Origin of the sequence: Pseudomonas sp. K8 (assembly GCF_014889455.1) — a bacterium.
In the GTDB taxonomy this organism is placed as follows: Bacteria; Pseudomonadota; Gammaproteobacteria; order Pseudomonadales; family Pseudomonadaceae; genus Aquipseudomonas; species Aquipseudomonas veronii.
This window is the reverse complement of record NZ_VJWO01000003.1, coordinates 50,708-77,482: the sequence shown is the minus strand read 5'-3', so window position 1 is coordinate 77,482 and position 26,775 is coordinate 50,708. Positions and strand designations below refer to the sequence as shown.

22 protein-coding genes are annotated in these 26,775 nt (G+C 61.2%); 9 read left to right on the top strand and 13 right to left on the bottom strand.

The window, feature by feature from the left end:
- The first annotated feature begins 18 nt into the window (after positions 1-18).
- The 3 genes from INT12_RS03135 to cobA are packed head-to-tail and all read left to right on the top strand — an operon-like array spanning position 19 to position 3,670.
- Positions 19-1,230: a nitrate/nitrite transporter gene (locus INT12_RS03135; protein WP_017845214.1), complete on the top strand. Its 1,212-nt coding sequence runs from the start codon at positions 19-21 to the stop codon at positions 1,228-1,230.
- Positions 1,230-2,900: a bifunctional protein-serine/threonine kinase/phosphatase gene (locus INT12_RS03130; RefSeq protein ID WP_108524765.1), complete on the top strand. Its 1,671-nt coding sequence runs from the start codon at positions 1,230-1,232 to the stop codon at positions 2,898-2,900. The genes INT12_RS03135 and INT12_RS03130 overlap by 1 nt, the downstream gene beginning before the upstream one ends.
- Before the next feature lie 26 nt (positions 2,901-2,926).
- Positions 2,927-3,670, top strand: a complete 744-nt coding sequence (gene cobA / locus INT12_RS03125) for a uroporphyrinogen-III C-methyltransferase (RefSeq protein ID WP_017845212.1) — start codon at positions 2,927-2,929, stop codon at positions 3,668-3,670.
- 60 nt (positions 3,671-3,730) lie between these two features.
- On the opposite strand, the gene INT12_RS03120 is transcribed toward cobA, so the two are convergent.
- From INT12_RS03120 to ppsA, 8 genes are all read right to left on the bottom strand, one after another.
- Complete coding sequence (locus INT12_RS03120; RefSeq protein ID WP_017845211.1) at positions 3,731-4,714, bottom strand: OmpA family protein; 984 nt, start codon at positions 4,712-4,714, stop codon at positions 3,731-3,733.
- Between the two features lie 107 nt (positions 4,715-4,821).
- Positions 4,822-5,412, bottom strand: a complete 591-nt coding sequence (gene sigX / locus INT12_RS03115) for an RNA polymerase sigma factor SigX (protein WP_017845210.1) — start codon at positions 5,410-5,412, stop codon at positions 4,822-4,824.
- 87 nt (positions 5,413-5,499) lie between these two features.
- On the bottom strand, positions 5,500-6,324 hold the full coding sequence (locus INT12_RS03110) for a mechanosensitive ion channel family protein (protein WP_017845209.1): 825 nt from the start codon (positions 6,322-6,324) through the stop codon (positions 5,500-5,502).
- A 2-nt stretch (positions 6,325-6,326) separates the two neighbouring features.
- Entirely contained in the window at positions 6,327-6,572 is a 246-nt protein-coding gene (locus INT12_RS03105) for a hypothetical protein (RefSeq protein ID WP_005790375.1), read from the bottom strand.
- Between the two features lie 86 nt (positions 6,573-6,658).
- Entirely contained in the window at positions 6,659-7,654 is a 996-nt protein-coding gene (locus INT12_RS03100) for a zinc transporter ZntB (RefSeq protein WP_102617606.1), read from the bottom strand.
- A gap of 25 nt (positions 7,655-7,679) precedes the next feature.
- A complete protein-coding gene (gene rraA, locus INT12_RS03095) occupies positions 7,680-8,171 on the bottom strand; it encodes a ribonuclease E activity regulator RraA (RefSeq protein ID WP_193039800.1) in 492 nt (163 codons plus the stop codon).
- Positions 8,172-8,359: 188 nt separating this feature from the next.
- Positions 8,360-9,349: an alpha/beta fold hydrolase gene (locus tag INT12_RS03090; protein ID WP_126585503.1), complete on the bottom strand. Its 990-nt coding sequence runs from the start codon at positions 9,347-9,349 to the stop codon at positions 8,360-8,362.
- Between the two features lie 105 nt (positions 9,350-9,454).
- Complete coding sequence (ppsA, locus tag INT12_RS03085; RefSeq protein ID WP_026139809.1) at positions 9,455-11,830, bottom strand: phosphoenolpyruvate synthase; 2,376 nt, start codon at positions 11,828-11,830, stop codon at positions 9,455-9,457.
- A 178-nt stretch (positions 11,831-12,008) separates the two neighbouring features.
- Between ppsA and INT12_RS03080 the strand changes: the two genes are divergently transcribed.
- The gene (locus INT12_RS03080; protein ID WP_017845204.1) at positions 12,009-12,827 is read left to right on the top strand and encodes a pyruvate, water dikinase regulatory protein; all 819 of its coding nucleotides are present in this window, start codon (positions 12,009-12,011) and stop codon (positions 12,825-12,827) included.
- Positions 12,828-12,937: 110 nt separating this feature from the next.
- Here INT12_RS03080 and INT12_RS03075 read toward each other — a convergent pair whose 3' ends face one another.
- On the bottom strand, positions 12,938-14,362 hold the full coding sequence (locus tag INT12_RS03075; RefSeq protein WP_046489386.1) for a PLP-dependent aminotransferase family protein: 1,425 nt from the start codon (positions 14,360-14,362) through the stop codon (positions 12,938-12,940).
- 160 nt (positions 14,363-14,522) lie between these two features.
- Here INT12_RS03075 and INT12_RS03070 point away from each other — a divergent pair, with 160 nt between their 5' ends.
- The 5 genes from INT12_RS03070 to INT12_RS03050 are packed head-to-tail and all read left to right on the top strand — an operon-like array spanning position 14,523 to position 20,001.
- Positions 14,523-15,416 carry a DMT family transporter gene (locus INT12_RS03070; protein ID WP_162231523.1) on the top strand — a complete coding sequence of 298 codons (894 nt, stop codon included), beginning with the start codon at positions 14,523-14,525 and terminating at the stop codon, positions 15,414-15,416.
- A gap of 23 nt (positions 15,417-15,439) precedes the next feature.
- Positions 15,440-17,302 (top strand): molybdopterin-synthase adenylyltransferase MoeB, encoded by a 1,863-nt coding sequence (gene moeB, locus INT12_RS03065; RefSeq protein ID WP_193039799.1) that lies wholly within the window; start codon positions 15,440-15,442, stop codon positions 17,300-17,302.
- A gap of 23 nt (positions 17,303-17,325) precedes the next feature.
- Complete coding sequence (locus INT12_RS03060; RefSeq protein ID WP_017845200.1) at positions 17,326-18,240, top strand: PLP-dependent cysteine synthase family protein; 915 nt, start codon at positions 17,326-17,328, stop codon at positions 18,238-18,240.
- A 37-nt stretch (positions 18,241-18,277) separates the two neighbouring features.
- Positions 18,278-19,270 carry a serine O-acetyltransferase gene (locus INT12_RS03055; protein WP_017845199.1) on the top strand — a complete coding sequence of 331 codons (993 nt, stop codon included), beginning with the start codon at positions 18,278-18,280 and terminating at the stop codon, positions 19,268-19,270.
- A gap of 2 nt (positions 19,271-19,272) precedes the next feature.
- Positions 19,273-20,001, top strand: coding sequence for an alanyl-tRNA editing protein (locus INT12_RS03050; protein ID WP_104902640.1), 729 nt, complete (start codon positions 19,273-19,275; stop codon positions 19,999-20,001).
- A gap of 73 nt (positions 20,002-20,074) precedes the next feature.
- On the opposite strand, the gene INT12_RS03045 is transcribed toward INT12_RS03050, so the two are convergent.
- From INT12_RS03045 to acnD, 4 genes are all read right to left on the bottom strand, one after another.
- Positions 20,075-21,046 carry a DUF4200 domain-containing protein gene (locus tag INT12_RS03045; RefSeq protein ID WP_193039798.1) on the bottom strand — a complete coding sequence of 324 codons (972 nt, stop codon included), beginning with the start codon at positions 21,044-21,046 and terminating at the stop codon, positions 20,075-20,077.
- A gap of 188 nt (positions 21,047-21,234) precedes the next feature.
- The gene (prpD, locus tag INT12_RS03040; protein ID WP_017845196.1) at positions 21,235-22,719 is read right to left on the bottom strand and encodes a 2-methylcitrate dehydratase; all 1,485 of its coding nucleotides are present in this window, start codon (positions 22,717-22,719) and stop codon (positions 21,235-21,237) included.
- Between the two features lie 199 nt (positions 22,720-22,918).
- A complete protein-coding gene (gene prpF, locus INT12_RS03035) occupies positions 22,919-24,109 on the bottom strand; it encodes a 2-methylaconitate cis-trans isomerase PrpF (protein WP_017848471.1) in 1,191 nt (396 codons plus the stop codon).
- A gap of 11 nt (positions 24,110-24,120) precedes the next feature.
- Complete coding sequence (gene acnD / locus INT12_RS03030; RefSeq protein ID WP_046382417.1) at positions 24,121-26,715, bottom strand: Fe/S-dependent 2-methylisocitrate dehydratase AcnD; 2,595 nt, start codon at positions 26,713-26,715, stop codon at positions 24,121-24,123.
- Between the last annotated feature and the right edge of the window lie 60 nt (positions 26,716-26,775).

The window sequence follows — 26,775 nt, the reverse complement described above, 5'->3', positions numbered from 1 at the left end:
CAACCGTTGAGGTGCGTGATGAAATCAAGCTTCTGGAAATCCGGGCACACCCCGACCCTGTTTGCCGCGTTCCTGTATTTCGACCTGAGCTTCATGGTCTGGTACCTACTGGGCCCGCTGGCGGTGCAGATCGCCGCCGACCTGCACCTGACCACGCAACAACGCGGCCTGGTGGTGGCGACCCCCATCCTGGCAGGCGCGGTGCTGCGTTTTCTGATGGGCATGCTGGCGGACAGACTCTCGCCCAAGACCGCCGGGCTGATCGGCCAGGTGATTGTGATCGCCGCACTCTTCGGCGCCTGGAAACTCGGCATCCACAGCTATGAACAAGCCCTGTTGCTGGGGCTGTGCCTGGGGATGGCCGGAGCGTCCTTCGCGGTCGCCCTACCGTTGGCGTCCCAGTGGTATCCCGCGGAGCACCAGGGCAAAGCCATGGGCATCGCCGGCGCTGGCAACTCGGGCACTGTGTTCGCAGCCATACTGGCACCGGTGCTTGCAGCGGCGTTCGGCTGGAGCAATGTGTTCGGTTTCGCCCTGATTCCGTTGATCCTGACCCTGATCATCTTCGCCTGGCTTGCGCGCAATGCCCCCGAACGCCCGAAGGCCAAATCCATGGCCGACTACTTCAAGGCCCTCGGCGACCGTGACAGCTGGTGGTTCATGTTTTTCTACAGCGTGACCTTCGGCGGCTTCATCGGCCTGGCCAGCGCCCTGCCCGGCTACTTCAACGACCAATACGGCCTGAGCCCGGTGACCGCCGGCTACTACACCGCCGCCTGCGTGTTCGGCGGTAGCCTGATGCGCCCACTCGGCGGCGCCCTGGCCGACCGTTTCGGCGGGATTCGCACGTTGCTGGGCATGTACAGCGTGGCGGCGATCTGCATCGCTGCGGTGGGTTTCAACTTGCCCAGCTCCTACGCGGCCCTGGCACTGTTCGTCTGCACCATGCTCGGCCTTGGCGCCGGTAATGGTGCGGTGTTCCAGTTGGTGCCCCAGCGTTTCCGCCGTGAGATCGGCGTAATGACCGGCCTGATCGGCATGGCCGGCGGTATCGGCGGCTTCGCCCTGGCGGCGGGCATGGGTGCGATCAAACAAAGCACCGGCAGCTATCAACTGGCCCTGTGGTTGTTCGCCAGCCTCGGCGTACTGGCCTGGTTCGGCCTGCACGGCGTCAAGCGCCGCTGGAGAACCACCTGGGGCTCGGCTGCCGTGACCGCCGCGCGCGTCTGATGAGCCTGCACCTGAGCGTCGCCCAGGCCAGCGCCATCGGCCCGCGCGCCGAGAACCAGGACGCCCTGCGCGTGGTCACGCCCCTGGCAGAGCTGGCCGCGAGCAAGGGTTACCTGTGCGCCATCGCCGACGGTGTCAGCCAATGCGCCGACGGCGGTCTGGCCGCACGCTCGACCTTGCAGGCGTTGGCCCTGGACTACTACGCCACACCGCAAACCTGGGGCGTGGCCCAGGCGCTCGAACGTCTATTGCTGGCGCAGAATCGCTGGCTGCGGGCCAATGGCGGTGGCCAGCCGTTGCTGACCACCCTCAGTGCCCTGGTGTTTCGCGGGCAACGCTTCACCTTGGCCCACGTCGGCGACTGCCGGGCGTATCGCTGGCTGGACGGCGAATTGCAGCGCATCAGCGAAGATCATGTATGGGAACAGCCGGGTATGCAGCATGTGCTCAAGCGCGCGCTCGGCCTGGATCAACACCTGGTGCTGGATTTTCTCGACGGCCAATTGCGCGAGGGCGAATGCTTCCTGCTGCTCAGCGATGGGGTGTGGGCGACTTTGGGTGATCACAGCATCAGTGCGATCCTGCGCGAGCAGACCGACCTCGATCTGGCGGTACACACCCTGGTCACCGCCGCACACCTGGCCGGCAGCCAGGACAACGCCAGTGCCCTACTGGTACGCATCGATAAACTCGGCGCCGCGACCCTGGGCGACGCGCTGGTGCAATTGCAGCAATGGCCGCTGCCACCCGCGCTGAAAGCCGGGCAACAGTTCGAAGGCTGGCAGGTGGAAAGCGTATTGGCGCAAAGCCGCCAATCGTTGCTGTACCGGGTCCGCGATGCCCAGCAGCAACCCTGGTTGCTGAAAACCCTGCCCCTCAGCCGTGACGATGACAACGACGCCGGTCAAGCCTTGCTGTCGGAGGAATGGTTTCTGCGGCGGGTGGCCGGGCGCGCGTTTCCTGAAGTCCACGCGGCCAGCGGGCGTCAGCACTTGTACTACGTGATGCGTGAATATCCGGGGCAAACCCTGGCGCAATTATTCCTGCAACAGGGCCCATTGCCCCTGGCGCAATGGCAATTCGTGGCCGAACGCTTGCTGCGGGCGGTGGGCCTGTTGCATCGTCGGCAAATACTGCACCGTGACATCAAACCGGAGAACCTGCTGCTGGGTGACGATGGTGAGTTGCGCGTACTGGATTTCGGCCTGGCCTACTGCCCGGGTCTCTCCGAGGATCGCGCGCATGTACTGCCCGGCACACCAAGCTTTATCGCGCCCGAAGCGTTCCAGGGCGACCGTCCCACAGCCCAACAAGACTTATACAGCGTAGGTGTCAGCCTGTATTACTTGCTGACTGGGCATTACCCCTACGGTGAAATTGAGGCTTTCCAACGGCCCAGATTCACCCAACCGGTCAGCGCCAGCCGCTACCGCCCCGACCTGCCGGACTGGTTACCACTCAGCCTCGAGCGCGCGGTGGCGGCTCAACCTGCACAACGTTATGAAACCGCCGAAGAATGGCTGCTGGTGCTGGAGCAGGCAGACCGACGGGAACTGAGTGTCCGCCCCCGGCCGTTGCTGGAGCGGGAACCCTTGAAGGTCTGGCGCACCCTGGGGTTGCTCTCGATGCTGATCAATCTGGCGCTTCTTTACTTACTCTTTCACCGCTGACGTCATCTCTAGACGAGGGAAAACACATGAACGCAAAAGTCTGGCTGGTGGGCGCGGGCCCTGGCGACCCGGAGCTGTTGACCCTCAAGGCGGTTCGGGCGATGAACTGCGCCGATGTGGTGCTGATCGATGATCTGGTCAACCCGCAGGTACTGGAACACTGCACGGCAGCGCGGGTGATCACCGTCGGCAAGCGTGGGGGCTGCCGCTCAACGCCGCAGGACTTCATCCACCGCCTGATGTTGCGCTACGCCCGCCAGGGCAAGTGCGTGGTACGGCTCAAGGGCGGCGACCCGTGCATTTTCGGGCGCGGTGGCGAAGAGGCGATGTGGCTGCGCGAACGCGGCGTCGAAGTCGAGTTGGTCAACGGGATCACAGCCGGGCTGGCGGGCGCGACGAACTGCGCGATTCCACTGACCTTGCGTGGTGTCAGCCGCGGCGTGACGCTGGTCACAGCGCACACCCAGGACGACAGCAGCCTTAATTGGCGCGCGCTGGCGGAAGGCGGGACGACGCTGGTGATCTATATGGGAGTGGCGAAGCTGGAAGAGCTTCGTCAGCAGTTGCTGGAAGGCGGGATGGCCGCGGATATGCCCGTGGCGATGATCGAAAATGCCTCATTGCCGCAGCAGCGGGAGTGCCGTAGCCATTTGTCGCAGATGCACGAGGATGCGCAGGCGTTCGCCCTGAAGAGCCCGGCGATCCTGGTGATCGGCAGTGTCGCCGCCACCTCGCAAGCAGCGAGCGTCGCAGCGGCAGCCAGCGCCTGAGGCAAACTCCAGGCGAAAAAAAACCCGGCCGAAGCCGGGTTTTTTTCTACTACTCAGTAATTACTGAGCAGCTTGAGCTTCAACAGCAGCTTCTACGCGACGGTTGATAGCGCGACCAGCTTCAGTTGCGTTGTCAGCAACTGGGCGGGATTCGCCGTAACCTACCGAGGTGATGCGGCTAGGTGCTACGCCGTCTTTAACCAGAACTTGCTTAACAGCGTCAGCACGACGCTGGGACAGCTTCTGGTTGTAGGCGTCTGGACCCACGGAGTCAGTGTGACCAGCCACTTCTACGTGGGTAGCTGGGTACTGAGCCATGAAGTCAGCCAGGTTTTTCACGTCGCTGTAGCTGTTAGGCTTAACAACCGACTTGTCGAAGTCGAACTTAACGTCCAGCTCAACACGAACAACCTGAGCAACCGGAGCTTCTGGCTCTGCAACTGGCTCTGGAGCTGGTGCTGGGGTAGGAGCTGGAGCAACTGCGCCAGCGTTACCGCCGAAGTTCACACCCAGGCCGACCAGTGCGGAGTAATCCCACTTGCCGTTGTCCAGTGCGTAGTCAGCTTCAACACCGGCACGAGCGTACAGGTTGTTGGTGAAGTAGTACTTCACGCCAGTACCAGCGATGAGCTGGGTAGTTTGGTCGCGACCGCTGTGGCCATCAGCACGAACGTTGCCACGGCTCTGGTGACCGACACCGCCTTCTACGTATGGACGCAGGGAGTCGACGCCAGCTTGACCGAAGTGATACTGGGCCACGAGGCTGCTGGTATCGCCTTTGATCTTCTGGCTACCGGTACCGTCGTTCGAACGGGTGTGGTTGGTCTTGTCGTAGGACAAGTTCAACGACAGGTCGTCGGTCAGGAAATAACCAATGCGAGCGCCTGGGTTGAAGCCGTCTTCGATATGTTTGACGCTATCGTTGTACTGCTTCTTGTAGAACAGCTCGCCTTCAACTGCGCCTTGGCCTTGTGCCAGAACGCCGAAAGAAGTAGCGGCAATAAGAGAACCAATGGCCAAGCCCAAGGTGTTTTTCAGTTTCATCCGTTAAATCCCCATCTGGTGATTGTAAAGCAGTCCCACAAACCGGGGGACAACTCGGCGACAAGTCTAACAGAACTTGCCTACACGTAAGAGATATTTGCCACGCACTAAGTTTCAGTCTCGCCCGCAAATTTCTCACGTAATTTATCAAGAGCACGTTTGTAACGCATTTTTGTAGCACTCAAACCCATATGCATGATGTCAGCGATTTCCTGAAATTCCAGCTCTGCGACAAAACGTAGCACCAGAATTTCGCGGTCAATCGGGTTCACATGCACCAACCAGCGATCAAGTCCGCCCTTCTCCTCGGGTGCCGGCGTCTTTTCTTCAGACGCCTCCTCAAGGGGGTCCAGACTCAAGGCGTCCATCAAGCGACGCTTTCGCCGTTCCTTACGATACTGCGTGATGCACTCGTTGTACGTGATGCTGTAGAGCCATGTCTTGAACTTCGATTTGCCCTCGAAGTTCTTCAGGCCATACAACACCTTGAGCATCACTTCCTGACAGACATCATCAGCATCTCTATCGTTCCCTAAATACCTTGAACAAACGTTGAACAGAGTGCGTTGATATCTGCGCATCAATTCTTCGTACGCGCGTGTTACGTGAAACAGCTCCGTGTGTGCGCGCGCGACCAACTCCTCATCAGAGAGCTCACGGGGGTCATAGCGCGTGGACAGCGTTTGGGCTTTATTCAAAACAAGTCGTGCCGACAGTCAGGTCAATGTCCGCCACAGCCCGGTCACCCGGGTTCGCGGCGGCGTACATTAGCAGGGTTTGCCGGGTTAGCGGCTACTGACCTGCTGCTCCAGGAGAATCCGATTGGACAGCGACACCAGGTCGCCGTCATCGGTCAGCACAGTTGTCTTGACCGTACCGATCTCCTCGATTTGCCCCTCGACCTCGCCCACACGCACGTGCTGCCCTACCTGATACAACTCACGCACATAGATTCCCGCCAGAATCTGACCGGCAATTTCCCGACTTCCCAGACCCATGGCCAGCGCAACGGCCAGACCAACGGTAATCAAAACAATCACAATCACGTGGTTGAGCAGGTCAGTCTTGACCTCCAACTGGCTGATCGCGACGGAAATACTGATGATGATCACCAGCCCCTGAGCGATTCGCCCCAGGCCTGCTGCGTAGTCCAGCCCGACGCCTTCAGCGGCCCCGCGTACCAGCCCGTTGGCCAATTGCGCAAGCAGAACGCCGACGAGAAGCACCAGCGCGCCGCCGAATACTTTCGGTAGATACAGTGCCAGCATGTCCAGCGTAGCTGAAACTCGCTCAAGGCCAAGGGATTGAGCCGCAGAAACCAGAAAAATCAACAAAACGAACCAGTAAACGATCTTGCCGATCAAGGTCGAGATCGGCACCTGCAGCCCGGCGCGGCCGAGCAGCTTGGTCAGGCCGGTGCCTGCCATCAAGCGGTCCAGACCGAGTTTGGCGAGCAGCTTGGACAGCAGGGTGTCGAGCAGCTTGGCCACGACAAAACCCAGCAATACCAGGACCAGCGCCCCAAACAGGTTGGGAATGAAATTCGCCACCTTGGTCCACAATGCGGTCATCGCGGTGACCAGGCTCTGGGTCCAGAGATCAAGTTCCATATTCAATCAGCCTTATCAGCAGTGCGAGCGAGAGGTTTACGACGGGAAACCGGCGAGACGTGGGCCGAACCATTGTTCAGGGCCATCATCAACGCCGGCAGCCAACGACCGAGCAGACCGAACAGATCCCCCGCCCCGACCTGACGGTTGGCGGTTTTCAACACGCGGCCCAGGCAGGCATCGTCATCCCGGTTGGATGGCGAAGCATTGAGCATGTCACGCAAAGACTGTTCGAACGGATCGTGCATAAAGACCTCTCGCAAGTGTTTTAAAAGACGAGGGTTAAATTCCTGAGGTCACATCGGCCCCTTCCTACGTTCAGGTCATATTCAGCTCAAACCCAGCGCAATCGTCGAAATAGCCACCATTGTCCGAGCGCCACCGAGACCATCAACAGGCAGGCAATCACAAATCCATAAGGACTGGCGGAGAACGGTATGCCCCCCACATTGATACCTAACAAGCCGGTCAGAAAACTCATCGGCAGGAAGATCCCGGTGATGATCCCGAAGCGGTACATTGTACGGTTCATGCGTATGCTCAAGCGCCGATCTTCGGCCTCCAGCACAAGCCCCACGCGCTCCCGGGTCAATTCGAGTTCTTCCAGGTAGCGGGTCAGGCTGTTGTTCAATTCGTTCCAATAGTCGGCATCGTCATCACAGAACCACGACAATTTGATCCGCGTCAGTTGGGCAAAGATATCCCGCTGCGGCGCCAGGAATCGCTTGAGCCCGGCCGCTCGCCGACGGATCTGCAAAATGCTGCCATGCTCCGGGGTATACCGTTCGTCGGTATCGAGTTTTTCTTCCTCTACGTCGACGATTTCAGACAGGTCGGACACCAGGTCCTGGACTTTGTGCGTCAGGTACTGCGCCATATACAGGATGAGTTCAGACGCGGTTTTTGGCCCCTTGCCATCCGCCAACTGCACCAGCAGCTCATCGGTGGCGCGCAGCGGGCGCAAACGCAGGGAAATCACCCGGCTGGCAGCGGCGAAGATACGCACCGAAACCATGTCTTCCGGCTCAGCGCCAGGGTTGAGGTTGACCCCGCGCAGGAACAGCAGGAGTTCCGCGTCCGGCAACGGCAACAGGCGCGGGCGGGTGTTCTCCTCCAGCAGCAGGTCACAGGCGAACTCACTCAAGCCACTGGCCTTGCGCAGCCAGGTCTGGGTTTGCGGGTGGCTGCGATCCCAATGCAGCCACAGGCTTTCCTGGGGCTGCAGTTGCAATTGGTCAAGCTCAGTTCGGGCAATCGAACGCGCACCGCCTTTACCATCCAGCACCAGGGCATGCACCAGACCCCACTGCGCGTTTTCTTCCTCGAACATCCTCACCCCTGTCGGTTATTGCGGTTTATTCGGGCATTTTCAGCGGGCTGGGCGACACGATCACGCCATTATTGTCGGCGTAGATGTATTCACCCGGACGGAATGTCACACCGGCAAAGGTCACTGCCACGTTCAAGTCGCCAATGCCGCGCTTGTCAGTCTTCATCGGGTGGCTGGCCAACGCCTGCACGCCGAGGTCGGTCTGGGCGACGACGTCGACATCCCGGATGCAACCGTAGATCACCAGCCCTTCCCAACCGTTTTTCGCGGCTTTCTCGGCGATCATGTCGCCCAGCAGCGCGCGACGCAGGGAGCCACCACCGTCGACCACCAGCACCCTGCCGGCGCCTGGCTGGTCGGCCTGCTCCTTGACCAGGGAGTTATCTTCGAAGCATTTGATGGTGACGATCTCGCCGCCAAAGGAATCGCGGCCGCCGAAGTTGCTGAACATCGGCTCGGCCACCTGCACCAGTTCCGGGTAGGCGTCGCAAAGATCGGGAGTGACGTAGTGGTTCATTGAAAATTTCCTTTCTGTCAAAGACGTGTCTTTCGAAAGAGGCGCCGGCCGAAGCAGCAGCAAAACATCCCATCCGTTTCGCCGTTACGCAATAGCCACTGCGCGACTGAATATGACCAGAAGCATTTAACGCGTCATATCTTAGCCGCAACCAAAGACGAGCGAAACGCCCTTGGCAGAGCGCTGCGTCAAACTACGACCAATGCATCAGCCTGAGCACCCAACAATGGTGTCAGCGGATCTTTCAGCCATTGCGCCACCAACGGCCAGACCTCGGCCTGGGCCGCTTTGCTGACCAACATCTCCACATGCCCGAAATCCCCGGTAAAACCTTGTTGGCGCCCCAGGCGCAGGTATTGCCGCGGCGCCGAGCCGACTTGTTCGTACAGCTTGCGGCAGGCCCAGTCCGGGTCCTGCTGGTCGCCGGCGGCACTGACGACCAGCAGCGGCACGTCGACTTCCGCCAGGCCTTTCCACCAATCACGGCCGGCCTCGCCAAACCGGCCGAAGAGGCCATGCCAGCGCATGCTCTCGATCATCACGCCCACCGGCTCGTCCTCGGGGCCGCGCTTGAGCCGCGGGCCGGACAACTGGCCAAAGCGCTTCAGGAGCAAGCGAGCGCCCCACTCCAGCGGTGGAATTTTCAACGGCCAGTAGGTGCGACTGACCTGGCTGCCGAACAGCGCCACTGAAGCCACCGCCGGCGCACCGAGGTACTGGCCACCCAAGGCCGCCGCCAGGGTGGTGCCGCCAAGGGAATGCCCGATCCAGTGGGGAATCTGCGTGCTCTGTTCGCGCACGAACGCACCGATGGCCGGCAAATCGTAGCGGGCGTAGTCCGCGACCCGATTGCGGGTGTAGTCCTGGTTGCGCTTGGACAGGCCGTGGCCGCGCATTTCCGGTATCCACACATCGAACCCCTGGCGTGCCAGGTAGGCGCCCAGGCCGACACCCTTGGGCGAGTACCAGAAGCGCCGGTTGGAAAAGCTGCCATGTAACAAAATCACAGGGATGCCGCGGTTTTGCGCGACATCGGCCAGGCCCAGACGCGTCACGGCCAGCTCGACGGTGCCGTCGGGACTGTTGCCGGGTTTGAGCCGGTACACATCTTCACTCAGGTCGCCACGACGTTCAGCGCTGATCAGGGCGACGGGAAACAGGTTGCTGCTGCTTTGCATAATGCTCTTGCACAAAAAAGGGCGGCGTCCGGAAGGAGTTCCGCCCTGTACAGATAAGAATGCCGGCCAACCTGACGATTGACCGGCACTTTTGACGCGTCGACCTTAGGCGGACGCTTGGCCTTCCGCCAGGAAGAACCAGGTTTCCAGCACCGAATCGGGGTTCAGCGAGACGCTTTCGATGCCCTGCTCCATCAGCCATTTGGCCAGGTCAGGGTGATCGGAAGGGCCTTGGCCGCAAATGCCGATGTACTTGCCGGCCTTGTTACAGGCCTGAATGGCGTTGGCCAGCAGCTTCTTGACCGCAGGGTTACGCTCATCGAACAGATGCGCGATGATCCCCGAGTCGCGGTCCAGGCCCAGGGTCAGCTGGGTCAGGTCGTTGGAGCCGATGGAGAAACCGTCGAAGAACTCCAGGAACTCTTCGGCCAGAATGGCGTTGGATGGCAGCTCGCACATCATGATCACGCGCAGGCCGTTTTCACCACGGGACAAGCCGTTTTCGGCCAACAGGTCCACCACCTGGCTCGCTTCGCCCAGGGTACGGACGAACGGCACCATGATCTCGACGTTGGTCAGGCCCATCTCGTTGCGCACGCGCTTGAGGGCGCGGCACTCGAGTTCGAAGCAATCACGGAACGCTTCGCTGATGTAACGCGAGGCGCCACGGAAGCCCAGCATCGGGTTTTCTTCTTCCGGCTCGTAAAGCTTGCCGCCGATCAGGTTGGCGTATTCGTTGGACTTGAAGTCCGACAGACGCACGATGACCTTTTTCGGGTAGAACGCCGCGGCCAGGGTGCTGATGCCTTCCACCAGCTTCTCGACATAGAAGCCCACCGGGTCGTTGTAGCCAGCGATGCGCTTGTCGACGCTGTCCTTGATTTCCGGCGGCAGGCCGTCGTAGTTCAACAGGGCCTTGGGGTGGACGCCGATCATGCGGTTGATGATGAATTCCAGGCGAGCCAGGCCCACACCGGCGTTCGGCAGTTGCGCGAAGTCGAAGGCACGGTCCGGGTTGCCGACGTTCATCATGATCTTGAACGGCAGGTCAGGCATCGCATCGATGGAGTTTTGCTTGATGTCGAAGCCCAACTCGCCTTCGAAGATAAAGCCGGTATCGCCTTCGGCGCAGGATACGGTCACACCCTGGCCATCCTTGAGCAGTTGGGTGGCGTTGCCGCAACCGACTACCGCAGGAATCCCCAGTTCACGGGCGATGATCGCCGCGTGGCAGGTGCGCCCGCCACGGTTGGTGACGATGGCGCTGGCGCGCTTCATCACGGGTTCCCAGTCCGGGTCGGTCATGTCGGAGACCAGTACGTCACCGGGCTGGACCTTGTCCATCTCGGACACGTCCTTGATGATCCGCACCTTGCCGGCGCCGATGCGCTGACCGATGGCGCGGCCTTCCACCAGCACAGTGCCGGTTTCCTTGAGCAGGTAGCGCTCCATGACGTTGGCCGAAGTGCGGCTCTTCACGGTTTCCGGACGCGCCTGCACGATGTACAGCTTGCCGTCGTCGCCGTCTTTGGCCCACTCGATGTCCATCGGGCACTGGTAGTGCTTCTCGATGATCATCGCCTGTTTCGCCAGCTCGCTGACTTCAGCGTCGGTCAGGCAGAAGCGCGCGCGCTCGGCCTTATCCACGTCGACGGTTTTCACCGAGCGACCGGCCTTGGCCTCGTCGCCGTAAATCATCTTGATGGCCTTGCTGCCCAGGTTACGGCGCAGGATGGCCGGGCGACCCGCTGCGAGGGTGCCCTTGTGTACGTAGAATTCGTCCGGGTTTACCGCGCCTTGTACGACGGTTTCGCCGAGGCCGTAGGCGCCGGTGATGAACACTACGTCACGAAAGCCCGATTCGGTATCCAGGGTGAACATCACACCGGCGGTGCCGGTTTCCGAACGCACCATGCGCTGCACGCCGGCAGACAGGGCCACCAGCTTGTGGTCGAAACCTTGGTGTACGCGGTAGGAAATGGCGCGATCGTTGAACAGCGAAGCGAACACTTCCTTGGCTGCGCGGATCACGTTTTCCACGCCGCGGATGTTGAGGAAGGTCTCCTGCTGGCCCGCGAAAGAGGCATCGGGCAAGTCTTCGGCGGTGGCCGAGGAGCGCACGGCGACAGCCATGTCCGGGTTGCCGGCCGACAGCGTGGCGAACGCCGTGCGGATTTCTTCGTTGAGTTTCTCGGGGAACTCGGCTTCCATGATCCACTGACGGATCTGGGCGCCGGTCTTGGCCAGGGCGTTGACGTCATCGACGTCCAGAGCGTCCAGCGCGGCGTGGATCTGGGCGTTGAGGCCGCTCAGTTCGAGAAAATCACGGTAAGCCTGGGCGGTGGTGGCAAAACCACCTGGCACCGAGACGCCAGCGCCTGCAAGATTACTGATCATCTCGCCGAGGGATGCGTTCTTGCCCCCTACGTGCTCCACATCATGGACGCCGAGCTTATCGAGGGAAACTACGTACTCTACCAAGGTGATCTCTCCACTTTCTGTATTGGAAAAGCTCAGGACGCCGGCTGCTCAGTAGGAGCATTCGCCAGCGCTTGTGGCCTGGACCTGGAAAATAAGTGAGAATGCGGCCCACAGAGGGACGGCAAAATCGCGCCTATCATATCCAAGATTCGCCATCAGCTTAAGGCCCAGGGCTCAAATGAAACGATCTGCTTTCTTTATTTCCGACGGCACCGGCATCACAGCCGAAACACTGGGCCAAAGCCTGCTCGCGCAGTTCGAAAACGTTACTTTCGCCAAATTCACGCGGCCGTATATCGACAACGCGGATAAAGCGCGGGCCATGGTACAACAAATCAATCTGGCGGCAGAAAAAGACGGCTTTCGTCCGATCATTTTCGACACCATCGTCAATCAAGACATTCGTGAGATCCTTGCTACGTCCAATGGTTTCATGATCGACATTTTCTCGAGCTTCCTGGCGCCGCTGGAACAAGAGTTGAGTGAACACTCCTCCTATTCCGTCGGAAAGTCCCATTCCATTGGGCATAACTCCAACTACATGGAGCGTATCGAGGCGGTGAACTTCGCCCTCGACAACGACGACGGAGCCCGCACCCACTACTACGACAAGGCCGATATCATCCTGGTGGGCGTGTCGCGCTGCGGCAAGACCCCGACTTGTCTGTACATGGCCATGCAATTCGGCATCCGCGCGGCCAACTACCCGCTGACCGAAGACGACATGGAACACCTGACGCTGCCGACCGCCCTGCGCACGCATTCGCACAAGCTGTTCGGGCTGACCATAGACCCGGACCGCCTGACGGCCATCCGCAACGAGCGCAAGCCCAACAGCCGCTACTCCAGCTATGCCCAGTGCGAATTCGAGGTGCGCGAAGTGGAAAATCTGTTCCGTCGAGAGAACATTGCGCACATCAATTCCACGCATTTCTCGGTGGAAGAGATCTCGGCGAAAATTCTGGTGGAGAAAGGCGTCGAACGCCGCTTTAAATAATCTGCTTATCTGAACCGACGCCATCGCGAGCAAGCCCGCGCCCACAGGAAAATGCATTCCAAAGGTGGGAGCGGGCTTGCTCACGATGAACGATAATTCGGTGAACCCGCCTAAAGGTGGAAGCGCCCACCGCCCTGCCCCAACGCAGTGGCCAGCGCATCAAACCCCGCCCGCAACAACTGATCATCTCCCGACGTATTGCAGATACTCGCCCGGATAAACTGCGGCACTGCGGTCTGCCCCACGGCAAACGCCTCGGCGGTGGCGATCAGGTAATTATTCTGCTTGAGTTCGGCCTCGATTTCCGACGCGCGCCAAGGCTCCGGGACTTCAATCCAGAAGTGCGGGCTATTGAGGTGCGTGCGGTATTCCAGGCCGGCCAACAGGTCCTGCACCAACGCCTTGCGCCGGCTGATCTCGTTGATCTGCTGGCGCAGCAGGTATTCCGCCGTGCCGTTCTCGATCCACTGGGTCGCCAGCTCCAAGGTCACCGGCGTGGCCATCCAGCAGGTCGAACGCAGCGCCGCTGAAATACGGCTGACCAATGCCGGCGGCGCATGCACATAGCCGACACGCAGCCCCGCCGACACGGCCTTGCTCAAGCTGCTGATCAAAATCGTACGCTCGGGCGCGAAATAGCTCAGGGGCGGCGGCCGGTCTTCCACCAACACACCGTGGGCTTCATCCTCAAGAATCAGCAGGTTGTGCTCACGACAGACTTTGACCAGCGCCTCGCGGCGTGCGACCGATAACACGGCAGTGGTCGGGTTCTGGATGGTGGGCGTGCAGTACAACGCCGAAACCCGGTGATTGCGACAGACTTCATCGAGTGCCCCGGGCAGCACACCTTCTTCATCCATCTCCAGGCCGATCAGGCGCACACCGAGCATGCGCGCGGCGGTGATCAGTCCTGGATACGTCAATTGTTCGGTGACCACCGTATCGCCGGCGCGCAGCAGCGCCATCATCGCGCAGAGCAACCCGTGCTGGCCGCCGTTGACGCAAATGACCTGCTCGGGGATGGGATGAAAATCGCGCTGCACCAGCCACTGCGCGCCCGCTTCGCGGTAACGCGGCAGGCCGGCGTCCGGCGTGTAGGCACTGATGTCCTGGAGAAACTTGGCGTTGGTCGACAGGGTCTGGAAACTCTGCGCCAGGAACACCGTCTCCTGCCCCGGAATATGCATGTTGCGGCTCATGTCGAAGTATTGGCGCGGCTCCTCGCTGAAGTTGCGGAAACCTTCATCCCGTTGGCGCTCCATCCCACGCTTGCGCACGAACGTGCCGTCACCTACCCGTGCCACCACCAACCCCAGGCGTTCCAGCTCGCCGTAGGCCCGGCTGATGGTGCCGATGGTCACCCCCAGATTGTCGGAAAGTACCCGATGGGGCGGCAGTTTCCGTCCCGGTTCAATCAGGCCCTCGAGGATGCCCCGTTCCATGACATCGGACAGACGCTTGTACTTGACGCCCTGCCCATTGGACAACCCCTCACGCATAATTGACACCATGTCAATATTTGTTTTGACAGCCATCTTTAGCCCTAATAGTGTGCTTTTACGGGTTCAATCGCCGAAAAAAATAACTCATTACAAGTTCAATATAGAGTTCAATTCCGGCTCAGGGAAGCAATAAACGATGCCAATGTCCGCCGTTCTCGAAAACGCTGCAAAAACCAAAACTCAAAAACAGTGGTTGGCCGGCCTGGTGACCAGTGTGATGTTTCTCATCGTTTGCCTGAGTTGGGGTACCACTTGGCTCGGCATCAAAATCGCCGTGGAGAGCGTGCCGCCGCTGACCTCCGCCGGCTTGCGCTTCCTGATCGCGTTCCCGCTGTTCCTGTGTTTTGCCATGGTGCGCCGCGAGCCGATCCTGTTCCCCCGGGAAAGCCGTTGGTTCTTCGTGTTCGTGACCCTGTCCTACTTCAGCGTGCCCTATTACCTGCTCAACTACGGCGAAATGCATGTTTCGTCCGGCCTCACCGCGCTGCTGTTCAGTTGCATGCCGGTGTTCATCCTGATTTTCTCCGCGCTGTTCCTGCGCGAGCGCATCTACTTTTCCCAGGTGGTCGGCATCGGTATCGGCTTCGGCAGCCTTTACATGATCATCAGGAGCCAGGGCCTGCACCTGGACCATGCCGAGTTCTTCGGGGTACTGGCGATTCTGAGCGCCGCGATCATGCATGCCTTGTGCTACGTCATTACCAAGCAAAAAGGCAGCGCGATCAGCGTGATCACTTACAACACACTGCCCATCGGGATCGCCGGGCTGATGCTGTTCGTCGCCGGCCTGTGGTTTGAAACACCGACTTTCGAAGCCATCACCCTGCGTTCGTGGGGCGCCCTGTTCTACCTGGGCCTGGTCGCATCGGTGGGCGGGTTCATCGTGTATTTCATGCTGCTCAAGCGCCTGAGCCCGATCATCCTCTCGTTCGTGTTCATCATCTTCCCGGTGTTCGCGGTGATCATCGGCGCCTGGTACGAAGGCGTGGCGATTTCCCGCGACCTCATGCTGTATTCGGCCATTCTGCTGGCCGGTTTTGCGATCACCAAGTTGCCCATCGAAAAACTCATGGCCAAGAAAAATTGAGCCTCTTTGAACGCGAGAGAAACATGGACGTCCTCCGCCCAGAAGCCCTGGAACAGATCTATGCCCACGCCAGCCGCAGCTACCCCGAGGAATGCTGTGGCTTCGTCTTCGCCGACGGCAGCGTGTACCTGGGCCGCAATATCCAGAACGAGCTGCACCGCAAGAACCCCGAGATGTATCCGCGCAGCGCGGCCAATGGCTACACCTTTTCCGTGGCCGACACGCTGCTGCTGAACAAGGCACTTCGCAGCGACAACCCGGTGGTGGTGATCTACCACTCCCACCCCGACGTCGGTGCCTATTTCAGCGACGAAGACCAGGACAAGGCGCTGTTCATGGGCGAGCCGATCTACCCCGTCAGCTACCTGGTGGTGGATGTTCGCCAGGGCCAGGCCCTGGGCTCGAAGCTGTTTGCCTGGGATGGCAAGCATTTCGCCCTTCAACCCCTCAACGACCTGCACACGGAGTTGTCCATGAACGCTGTCTCTTTCCCCGACATTCTGGTTCGCGTGGCCAAGCTGCCGGAATCGACCCTTGAGGGCACCGGATCGACATTGCGCGAAGTCATTGAAAACCTCTGCGACAGCCACCCGCAGTTGCGTATGCACCTGTTCCACGAGAACAACAACCAGCTCAAGGAACACTTCCTGTTTACCGCCGAGGAAGCATTGATCGAGGCGGACGACCGGCTACCGGAAAAGGCCAGGATTGAAGTGTTGCTCGCCACCTCCGGCGGCATCGACGTCGACAGCCTGAGCAATGAAGAAGTGCAGCGTTACGTGCGCCATATCACCCTGCCCGGCGTCGGTCGCGAAGGCCAGTTGAACCTGAAAAAAGCCAAGGTGCTGATCATCGGCACCGGCGGCCTGGGCTCGCCCATCAGCCTGTACCTGGCGGCAGCCGGCATCGGCACCCTGGGGCTGGTGGATTTCGATGTGGTCGAAAGCAGCAACCTGCAACGCCAGATCGTCCACGGCAACAGCACCCTGGGCATGTCCAAGGTCGCGTCCGCCAAGCAACGCTTGCAAGACCTCAACAGCCACATCCAGATCAATGCCCACGACACCGCGCTGACCGCCGACAACGCCCTGGAACTGGTCGGCGCCTACGACCTGGTGATCGACGGCACCGACAATTTCGACACGCGCTACCTGGTCAACGACGCCTGCGTGCAGTTGGGCAAACCCCTGGTGTTCGGCGCCATCTACCGTTTCGACGGGCAGATCAGCGTGCTCAATTACAAAGGCGGGCCCTGCTACCGCTGCCTGTTCCCCAAGGCACCACCAGCGGAACTGGCGCCCAATTGCAGCGCTGGCGGAGTGATCGGCGTGCTGCCGGGGGTAGTCGGGATGATCCAGGCGACCGAGGCGATCAAGTTGCTGATCGGCATCGGCGAACCCTTGTCCGGCCGCTTGATGCGCTTCGATGCGCTGGCGATGAAATTCAGCGAGATCCGCTTCAAGCGCCGCGCCGACTGCCCATGCTGTTCGGAACTGCGCCACAGCGCCCCCCTCGCGCCGACAGTCTGCGCCGACGCCGCACCGAGCAAGCCCAGCCTGGCCGAAGAGCGCTACATCAAGCCGCGGGTACTCAAACAACTGCTCGAACGCCACAGCAGCGCCGACGTACTGCTGGACGTGCGCGACGCCAGCGAACTGGAGGTCTGCAAGTTGCCGGGCGTGGTGCATATCCCCCTCGCCGAACTGGACGGTCAGCTCGACAGCCTCAGCCGAGACAACACCCACTACCTGATCTGCTACGCCGGAACCCGCGCCGAGCAAGCGGCCAGCACCCTGCTGGCGGCCGGCTTCGCCAACACCAAAGTTCTGCAAGGCGGCATGAAACATTGGGTTCGCGACGTCGAACCCGATATGCCTTTGTACTGATCACGGCCCTGGGTAACGACCTGATGCTGCATAACTCAATTCTCGACGCCATCGGCCACACACCGATCGTGCGCCTGGCGCAGTTTTCCGAAGACCTCGGCATCGAGGTCTACGCCAAACTGGAATCGCTCAACCCCGGCGGCAGCCACAAGGCGCGCATCGCCTTGGGCATGATCCTCGACGCCGAGCGTCGCGGCGTGCTGATGCGCGACTCCGGGCAAACCATTATCGAACCCAGCGGCGGCAACACCGGCATTGGCCTGGTGATGGCTGGCAACGTGCTCGGCTACAAAGTGGTGCTGGTGATCCCGGATAACTACAGCCCCGAAAAGCAGAAACTGCTGCGCCTGTATGGCGCCAAGGTGGTGCTGTCGGACAGCCGCCTCGGCAACAATTCCCATGGCGAGAAATGCATGGAGTTGCAGTTGGAAAACCCCAGCTACGTGATGCTCAACCAGCAACGCAACGGCGCCAACCCGCAGACGCACCGCGACACCACCGCGCCGGAGATCCTCAGCGCCTTCGGTGAGCAGCGCGTGGATTACTTCGTCAGCGGCATCGGCACCGGCGGCCATATCACCGGCATCGGCGAAACCCTCAAGGCCGCCTGGCCGGCCCTGCGCGTGATGGGCGTGGAACCGGAGGAATGCGACCTGCTGAAAAACCAGCACGCCCCCCACCATATCCAGGGCCTGTCGATCGGCTTGATCCCGAGCATCCTCAACCTGGACGTGCTGGACGGCATGCTCAAGGTGTCGCGCGTGGAATGCCTCGACATGATGAAACGCATCATGCGTACCGATGCCATCAGCCTGGGCCTGTCCTCGGCCGCCAATATGGTGGCCATCGCCAAGCTCGCCCCGGAGTTACCGCCCGAAACGGTGGTGTTGACCATGGTCTACGACAATGCCGACAGCTACCTGCCCAGTTTTGAATAACCGGTTATCCAACCATCCAGAATGCGGGGGTGCCTCCATGGGCGGCTTTATCGACATGCAACATCTGCACGATGAATTGCTTACCCACCTCATCAAGACCCTGACGCCCACGCAGATGAAGCAGCTGGAGCCGCACTTGGCGCCATTGGTCCAGAGCGCCGCCCAGGCGGTGGCCGAGGACCTGATTGCCTACGCCTACCGCGACCCGGCGTCGCGCGGACGCGGCGAGTTGATCCTGGAATCCTATGCCTCGTTCAAGGCGGTGCTGTTCTACCGGCTGGCGCACCGGGTGTGGCATTTTCCCGACCAGACCAACGGGATGTTTTCGCGCATTGCCCTCAAGCTCAGCAACCAGGGCAAGATCCTCTCCGGCGCGGAGATTCACCCGGCAGCACGCATCGGTCGGCGCTTTGTGCTCGACCATGGCTACGGCACGGTGATCGGTGAAACCTGCGAGATCGGCAACGACTGCTACATCCTTTGCGGCGTGACCCTCGGTGCTCGCGGCATCGCCAACAACCCCGACGGCAAGCGCCACCCGCGCCTGGGCAACAACGTCGAGATCGGCTCCGGCGCCCGCGTGCTGGGCTACGTGCAGATCGGCGACAACGTGTTCATCAGCCCAGCGTGCGTGATCACCCAGGACGTACCGGCGGGGACCAAGGTCAAGGTGGTCAACCAGATCCAATTGCAAAAGAACGACGAATCGGAGCACAGCAGCTACCTCGGCGCCTTCGCTCTCGATGAGCGCCTGCACGTGGTCGGCGAGATCAATGCCAGCCACAAGGTCACGGTGCTGGACGCCGACTTTCACCCGTTGCAGGGGCTGATGCTCGAACCCACGGTGAAAGAACGCCATCACCTGCAATTTCGCCTGCGCCACATCGAAATGGGCGACCGTCTGCCACGTCTGCCGCTGAACCTGAAAGTCTGCGGGCCGGAATTTGAAATCACCCTGCTCTCCCCCCCTGGCTTGAGCGCAATGGTGCGTCACCTGCTGCAAGCCAGCCCATTGATTGTCGGAGGTTGAACATGTCTGTGCATACCATGGAAACCCTGGCGCTGTTTGACAGCGCGCCCTACCAGAACGCCTTCAGCGCCCGGGTGATTGCCGTCAGCGAACACGGCATCGCCCTGGAGCACACGCTGTTCTACCCTACCGGCGGCGGGCAACCCGGCGACAGCGGCCACTTCACCCTGGACGACGGCACGCGCGTGGACATCCTCGGCACGGTGCGCGACCCGGTGCAGCGCTCGATCATCTGGCACCAGGTGGAACACTGTCCCGAGCAGTTGAGCGCCGGGGTCCAGGTGGATGCCAGCCTCGATTGGGAGCGGCGCTACCAGCACATGAAAATGCACACCTGCCTGCACCTGCTGTGTTCGCTCATCGACGCCCCGGTCACCGGCTGCAGCATCAGCGCCGACAAAGGGCGACTGGATTTCGACCTGCCGGAAATGACCCTGGACAAAGACAGCATCACCCGCGATATCAACGCACTGATCGAACAGGCTCATCAGGTGAAAACCCTGTCGATGCCCGCGTCGGAGTACGCAACCCTGCTGCAGATCACCCGCACCCAAGCGGTAGCTCCGCCCGTGATCCAGGGCTCGGTGCGCGTAATTGAAATTGCCGGAATCGATATCCAGCCATGCGGCGGCACCCATGTGATCAACACCGAAGAAATCGGCCGGGTGTTTTGCGAGAAGATCGAGAAGAAGAGCAAGCATAACCGTCGGGTTATTTTGCGCTTTGAATGAATGTTCAGCAGAACGGGGTCGATGCAGGTGCGGGCTTACCGCCCCACATTGACCCGTTTTTCTATCGCTGAACTTAACCCTTCAGCGCTTTGATCTGGTTATTCAGCTGCTCGATTTGCTTCTGCAGTTCGGAAATCACCTTGGAAAATTCAGCCATCATCTGGTCGATGCGTGTGCGAAGTTGCTCATTGTCGCGTGCGAGATCCTCGAGGGTACGAGGCGCCTGGTTTGATTCATCGGACCGGGCCGACGGGTTGCTTTCGTTGGACTGCGCCGCACCTTGCTTGCCTTGACCGGAAGAAGCACCCTGATTGGCCTGCCCCTGACCCTGACCCTGCGCTGCGCCTTGCTTGCCCTGGCCGGAAGAAGCACCCTGATTGGCCTGACCCTGACCCTGCGCTGCGCCTTGCTTGCCTTGACCGGAAGAAGCACCCTGATTGGCCTGCCCCTGACCCTGCCCCTGCGCTGCGGGAGGCATCCGGGTCTGGGGAGTATCCGCGCCCAACCTCTTACTCAAATCACCGATCTGGTCTTGAAGCCCTTTAACGACCGAATTGAAACCGGACTCCAACTTATTGAGCCTATCGCCCAGTTGCTTATTTTCGGCAGTCAAGCGCTCAAGGGAGGGAGGAGCATCCCGCCCGGCCCCTTGTGTATTGTCCATACGGCCGCGCGCGTCAGGCGACGTGCCGTTCTGCTTCGCCGCAGGATCACCACGAGTACTGGGGTTCGACGGTGCCGCCTCTTTTCCAGACGCTGCCTTCACCTTGGGGTGCTGCGCAAGCTGGTTCACTTGCTCCTGAAGCTTCATGATTTGCGGCGTTAACTTGGCAACCATCTGATCATATTTTTCGGCCAACTGTTTGTTCTGGCCAGAGAGGTGTTCCAGATGAGCGGGTACCGCGTTTTTTGCCGCAGACGACGCCTTGGCCAGAGGACTGTCAGGTACTCTGAGGCTCTCGTCGGCGCGACGGAGCCTGGCGTTCGGCGACATGTCATAGCCGACGGTGTTGGGCATTGGCGGGCGATTGTTTACGCTATTCATAAAAGGGCCTTTTCAGATTCAGGTGTTTGATCCACAAGCATCGCTTGCCAGATGACCCGCGCCTGCAGGGCATCTGACACCTGATTGGCTTCTATCTGAAAACGGTTCCGAAGATGTAGGACGCATCAATCGCAAAGTATGTCTGTGTCAAAACCTGCCCTTCGCGAGCGTGCGCAACCACGGCGCGGTCATATCACCCATAAATCCACAAAGCGATTCACCGGCGTGGCTTCAAGCCGCGCCTGATCCTTGCACAACGCAAAAATCTCGGCACTGCGCTGGGCCGTAAAGCGCGTCGCCAGGTTGGCCTTGAACTTGTCTTCCAGCAACGGAATACCGTCCACCCGGCGCCGACGATGCCCAATCGGGTACTCCACCGCGACCTGCTCGGTGTGGGTGCCATCGTTGAAGAACACCTGCACCGCGTTGGCGATGGAACGTTTGTCCGCCTCCAGGTATTCGCGGCTGTAGCGGGGCTCTTCGACGATCACCATCTTTTCGCGCAGCTCGTCGATGATCGGGTGCGCAGCGTGGAACTCATCTTCGTACTGCTCGGCCACCAGCGTGCCGAAGGCCAGCGGCACGGCGGTCATGTATTGCAGGCAGTGATCGCGGTCGGCCGCATTGGCCAATGGGCCGACCTTGGAAATGATCCGAATCGCCGACTCATGGGTGGTGATCACGATGCGTTCGATGTCGTGCAGGCGATCGACAACCTGCGGGTGCAAGGTCACCGCAGCTTCGCAGGCGGTTTGCGCGTGGAACTCGGCGGGAAAGCTGATCTTGAACAGCACGTTTTCCATCACATAGGTGCCGTAGGGTTGGGACAGGCTGAAGGTGCGCTTGTCTTCGGGCTTGAGCGCCAGGTCCTTGTTGGTGTGGCTGAACAGCACGTCGTAGAAGCCCCATTGCGGCGCGCTCAACACCCCTGGAATACCCATCTCGCCGCGCAGCGCGATGTCTGCCAGCCGCACACCGCGACTGGAGGCATCGCCCGCCGCCCAGGATTTGCGCGAACCGGCATTCGGTGCGTGCCGATAGGTGCGCAATGCCTGACCGTCGACAAAGGCGTGGGACAGCGCCGACAGCAGTTGCTCGCGGTTGGCGCCCATCAGCTTGGCGGTGACCGCCGTCGAGGCGACTTTCACCAGCAGCACATGGTCAAGGCCGACACGGTTGAAGGAGTTTTCCAGGGCAATCACACCCTGGATCTCGTGGGCCATGATCATCGCCTCCAGCACTGCGCGCACGGTCAGCGGCGCGTCGCCATTGGCCACGCGTCGTTGCGAGAGGTGATCGGCCACGGCGAGGATGCCGCCGAGGTTATCCGAGGGGTGGCCCCATTCGGCGGCGAGCCAGGTGTCGTTGTAGTCGAGCCAGCGCACGATGCAGCCAATGTCCCAGGCGGCCTTGACCGGGTCGAGCCGGAACGACGTGCCCGGCACCCGCGCGCCGAACGGCACCACCGTGCCCTCGACCAGCGGCCCCAGGTGCTTGGTGCATTCCGGGAACCGCAGCGCCAGCAGGCCGCAACCGAGGGTGTCCATCAGGCAGTTGCGCGCAGTGTCCAGCGCGGCTGGGGAGTCGATCCGGTAGTTGAGGACGTAGTCAGCGATGTCCTGCAAAACCTGGTCGTAGTCGGGGCGGGTGTTCTGGTCGACGTTGGCGCTCATGGCTGTTCTCCAAAGTGGGTGGGGGGTCAGTCCTCGGGCTCACGGTTACTGGAAGCAGATCTTCGATGCCTGCCTTGGAATAGAGATCCCTTGTGGGAGGGGGCTTGCCCCCGATGACGGCGGGTCAGTCAATGAATGTGTCGACTGGTACACCGCTATCGGGGGCAAGCCCCCTCCCACATTGGATGTGTATCGAGCCTTAGAACGCGTCGCCTGGGACGCGTACAAAGCCTTCCATCAACACCCGCGCGCTACGGCTCATGATGGCCTTCTTCACCACCCATTCGCCGTTGACCTGGGTGGCTTCAGCGCCGACCCGCAAGGTGCCGGACGGATGCCCGAAGCGCACCGCGTTGCGTTCTACGCCGCCCGCCGCGAGGTTGACCAAGGTCCCGGAAATCGCCGCAGCCGTGCCGATCGCCACCGCTGCGGTGCCCATCATCGCGTGGTGCAACTTGCCCATGGACAAGGCACGCACCAGCAGGTCGATATCGCCGGCCTTGATCGCCTTGCCGCTGGAAGCCACGTAGTCCGCAGGCGGTGCCACGAAGGCCACCTTTGGCGTGTGCTGACGCTGGGCGGCCTCGTCCAGATGCTTGATCAGGCCCATGCGCAACGCGCCATAGGCCCGCACCGTCTCGAACATCGCCAGGGCTTTCGGGTCGCCGTTGATTGCGCCTTGCAGCTCGGTACCGGTATAGCCCAGATCTTGCGCGTTGATGAAGATCGTCGGGATACCCGCGTTGATCAGCGTGGCCTTGAAGGTGCCGACGCCCGGCACCTCCAGGTCATCGATCAGGTTGCCGGTGGGGAACATCGAACCGCCGCCGCCCTCTTCTTCAGCGGCCGGGTCCAGGAACTCCAACTGCACTTCAGCGGCCGGGAAGGTCACGCCGTCCAGTTCGAAGTCGCCGGTTTCCTGCACCGCGCCGTCGGTGATCGGTACGTGGGCGATGATGGTCTTGCCGATATTGGCCTGCCAGATCCGTACCACGGCCACGCCGTTGCGGGGCACGCGGGCCGGGTCGACCAGGCCCGCGCTGATGGCGAAGGAACCCACCGCCGCCGACAGGTTGCCGCAGTTGCCGCTCCAGTCGACGAACGGTTTGTCGATGGCGACCTGGCCGAACAGGTAGTCCACGTCATGCTCGGCGCGGCTGCTCTTGGCCAGGATCACGGTTTTGCTGGTGCTCGACGTGGCGCCGCCCATGCCGTCGATCTGCTTGTCATAGGGATCGGGGCTGCCGATCACCCGCAACAGCAGGGCATCGCGTGCGGCCCCCGGGACCTGCGCCGACTCGGGCAGGTCCTGGACGCTGAAAAACACACCCTTGCTGGTGCCGCCACGCATGTAGGTGGCGGGGATCTTGATTTGCGGTACGTGTGACATGGTTATCCTCTTCAGGCGGTCGCCGCCGATTCCAGGAAGTCCTGGGCAAAACGTTGCAACACGCCGCCCGCCTCGTAGATCGACACTTCTTCGGCGGTGTCCAGGCGGCAGGTCACCGGCACTTCGACACGTTCGCCATTCTTGCGGTTGATCACCAGGGTCAACTGCGCGCGCGGGGTGCGTTCGCCGACCACGTCATAGGTTTCGCTGCCGTCGATCTTCAACGTGTGACGGTCGGTGCCCGGCAGGAACTCCAGCGGCAACACGCCCATGCCCACCAGGTTGGTGCGGTGAATGCGTTCGAAACCTTCGGCGGCAATCGCTTCCACACCCGCCAGGCGCACGCCCTTGGCCGCCCAGTCGCGGGACGAACCCTGACCGTAGTCGGCGCCGGCGATGATGATCAGCGGCTGCTTGCGCTCCATGTAGGTTTCGATGGCTTCCCACATGCGCGTGACCTTGCCTTCCGGCTCGATGCGCGCCAGGGAACCCTGCTTGACCTTGCCGTTCTCGACGACCATTTCGTTGAACAGTTTCGGGTTGGCGAAGGTGGCGCGTTGCGCGGTCAGGTGGTCGCCGCGGTGGGTCGCGTAGGAGTTGAAGTCGACTTCCGGCAGGCCCATTTTCGCCAGGTATTCGCCGGCGGCGCTGTCGAGCATGATCGCGTTGGACGGCGACAGGTGGTCGGTGGTGATGTTGTCCGGCAGCACTGCCAGCGGGCGCATGCCCTTGAGCGGCCGCGCACCGGCCAGCGCGCCTTCCCAGTACGGCGGACGGCGGATATAGGTGCTTTGCGGGCGCCACTCATACAGCGGCGCGACTTTCGGGCCGGTGTCTTCGTGGATCGCGAACATCGGGATATACACTTTGCGGAACTGCTCCGGCTTGACCGACGCCTTGACCACCGCGTCGATTTCTTCGTCGCTCGGCCAGATGTCTTTCAGACGGATTTCCTTGCCGTTGGCGTCGAGGCCCAGTACGTCCTTCTCGATGTCGAAACGGATGGTACCGGCAATCGCATAGGCCACCACCAGCGGCGGCGAAGCCAGGAACGCTTGCTTGGCATACGGGTGGATACGCCCGTCGAAGTTGCGGTTACCCGACAACACGGCGGTGGCGTACAAGTCGCGGTCAATGATCTCTTGCTGGATCACCGGGTCGAGCGCACCGGACATACCGTTGCAGGTGGTGCAGGCGAAGGCCACCACACCGAAACCGAGTTTTTCCAGTTCGTGCCCAAGGCCGGCTTCTTCGAGGTACATGGCCACGGTTTTCGAACCGGGCGCCAGGGACGACTTGACCCACGGCTTGCGGCTCAGCCCCAGCTTGTTGGCGTTGCGCGCCAGGAGGCCGGCGGCGATCACGTTGCGCGGGTTACTGGTGTTGGTGCAACTGGTGATCGCGGCAATGATGACCGCACCGTCGGGCATTTGCCCCGGTACTTCTTCCCACTGGCCGGAGATGCCTTTGGCGGCGAGGTCGCTGGTGGCGACACGGGCGTGCGGGTTGCTCGGGCCGGCCATGTTGCGCACGACGCTGGACAGGTCGAAGGTCAAGCCGCGCTCGTATTTCGCGCCCTTGAGGTCGTCGGCCCACAGGCCGGTCTGGCGTGCGTATTGCTCGACCAGGGCGACTTGTGCGTCTTCACGGCCAGTGAGTTTCAGGTAGGCGATGGTCTGCGGGTCGATGTAGAACATCGCCGCGGTGGCGCCGTATTCCGGGGCCATGTTGGAGATGGTCGCGCGGTCGCCCAGGGTCAGTGCCGATGCACCTTCGCCGAAGAACTCGAGCCATGCGCCCACCACTTTCTGTTGACGCAGGAACTCGGTCAGCGCCAGCACCATGTCGGTGGCGGTGATGCCGGGTTGCAGCTTGCCCGTCAGCTCCACGCCGACGCTTTCCGGCAGGCGCATCCACGAAGCGCGGCCGAGCATCACGCTCTCGGCTTCGAGGCCGCCGACGCCGATGGCGATCACGCCGAGGGCATCCACGTGCGGGGTGTGGCTGTCGGTGCCGACGCAGGTGTCGGGGAAGGCCACGCCGTCACGCACCTGGATCACCGGAGACATTTTCTCCAGGTTGATCTGGTGCATGATGCCGTTGCCCGGCGGGATCACGTCGACGTTCTTGAAGGCTTTTTTGGTCCACTCGATAAAGTGGAAGCGGTCTTCGTTGCGGCGGTCTTCGATAGCGCGGTTTTTCTCGAACGCGTCCGGGTCGAAACCACCGGCTTCGACGGCCAGGGAGTGGTCGACGATCAGTTGGGTCGGCACCACCGGGTTGACCTGGGCCGGGTCGCCGCCTTGCAGGGCGATGGCATCGCGCAGGCCGGCGAGGTCGACCAGGGCGGTCTGGCCGAGGATGTCATGGCACACCACCCGCGCCGGGAACCAAGGGAAGTCGAGGTCGCGCTTGCGCTCGATCAGTTGGCTCAGGGAAGCGTTGAGGGTGGCCGGGTCGCAACGACGCACCAGGTTTTCCGCGAGTACGCGGGAGGTGTAAGGCAAGGTGGCGTAGGCGCCGGGGGTGATTGCATCGACAGCCGCGCGGGCGTCGAAGTAATCGAGGCGGCTGCCGGGGAGCGATTTGCGAAATTCAGTGTTCATCGTCAGGACTCGGTCACGGTGATTACAAAAGGAACCCACTGATCCAGATTTGAAATGCGA

Coding starts and splice junctions, on each gene's coding strand:
- INT12_RS03075 (WP_046489386.1), bottom strand. CDS start 14,362: ATGGCTGTCAAAACAAATATTGACATGGTGTCAATTATGCGTGAGGGG.
- prpD (WP_017845196.1), bottom strand. CDS start 22,719: ATGAGCGCCAACGTCGACCAGAACACCCGCCCCGACTACGACCAGGTT.
- INT12_RS03100 (WP_102617606.1), bottom strand. CDS start 7,654: ATGTTCGAGGAAGAAAACGCGCAGTGGGGTCTGGTGCATGCCCTGGTG.
- INT12_RS03090 (WP_126585503.1), bottom strand. CDS start 9,349: ATGCAAAGCAGCAGCAACCTGTTTCCCGTCGCCCTGATCAGCGCTGAA.
- INT12_RS03060 (WP_017845200.1), top strand. CDS start 17,326: ATGCTGCATAACTCAATTCTCGACGCCATCGGCCACACACCGATCGTG.
- INT12_RS03055 (WP_017845199.1), top strand. CDS start 18,278: ATGGGCGGCTTTATCGACATGCAACATCTGCACGATGAATTGCTTACC.
- INT12_RS03050 (WP_104902640.1), top strand. CDS start 19,273: ATGTCTGTGCATACCATGGAAACCCTGGCGCTGTTTGACAGCGCGCCC.
- acnD (WP_046382417.1), bottom strand. CDS start 26,715: ATGAACACTGAATTTCGCAAATCGCTCCCCGGCAGCCGCCTCGATTAC.
- INT12_RS03080 (WP_017845204.1), top strand. CDS start 12,009: ATGAAACGATCTGCTTTCTTTATTTCCGACGGCACCGGCATCACAGCC.
- INT12_RS03120 (WP_017845211.1), bottom strand. CDS start 4,714: ATGAAACTGAAAAACACCTTGGGCTTGGCCATTGGTTCTCTTATTGCC.
- rraA (WP_193039800.1), bottom strand. CDS start 8,171: ATGAACCACTACGTCACTCCCGATCTTTGCGACGCCTACCCGGAACTG.
- moeB (WP_193039799.1), top strand. CDS start 15,440: ATGGACGTCCTCCGCCCAGAAGCCCTGGAACAGATCTATGCCCACGCC.
- INT12_RS03135 (WP_017845214.1), top strand. CDS start 19: ATGAAATCAAGCTTCTGGAAATCCGGGCACACCCCGACCCTGTTTGCC.
- INT12_RS03105 (WP_005790375.1), bottom strand. CDS start 6,572: ATGCACGATCCGTTCGAACAGTCTTTGCGTGACATGCTCAATGCTTCG.
- prpF (WP_017848471.1), bottom strand. CDS start 24,109: ATGTCACACGTACCGCAAATCAAGATCCCCGCCACCTACATGCGTGGC.
- INT12_RS03130 (WP_108524765.1), top strand. CDS start 1,230: ATGAGCCTGCACCTGAGCGTCGCCCAGGCCAGCGCCATCGGCCCGCGC.
- INT12_RS03045 (WP_193039798.1), bottom strand. CDS start 21,046: ATGAATAGCGTAAACAATCGCCCGCCAATGCCCAACACCGTCGGCTAT.
- cobA (WP_017845212.1), top strand. CDS start 2,927: ATGAACGCAAAAGTCTGGCTGGTGGGCGCGGGCCCTGGCGACCCGGAG.
- INT12_RS03110 (WP_017845209.1), bottom strand. CDS start 6,324: ATGGAACTTGATCTCTGGACCCAGAGCCTGGTCACCGCGATGACCGCA.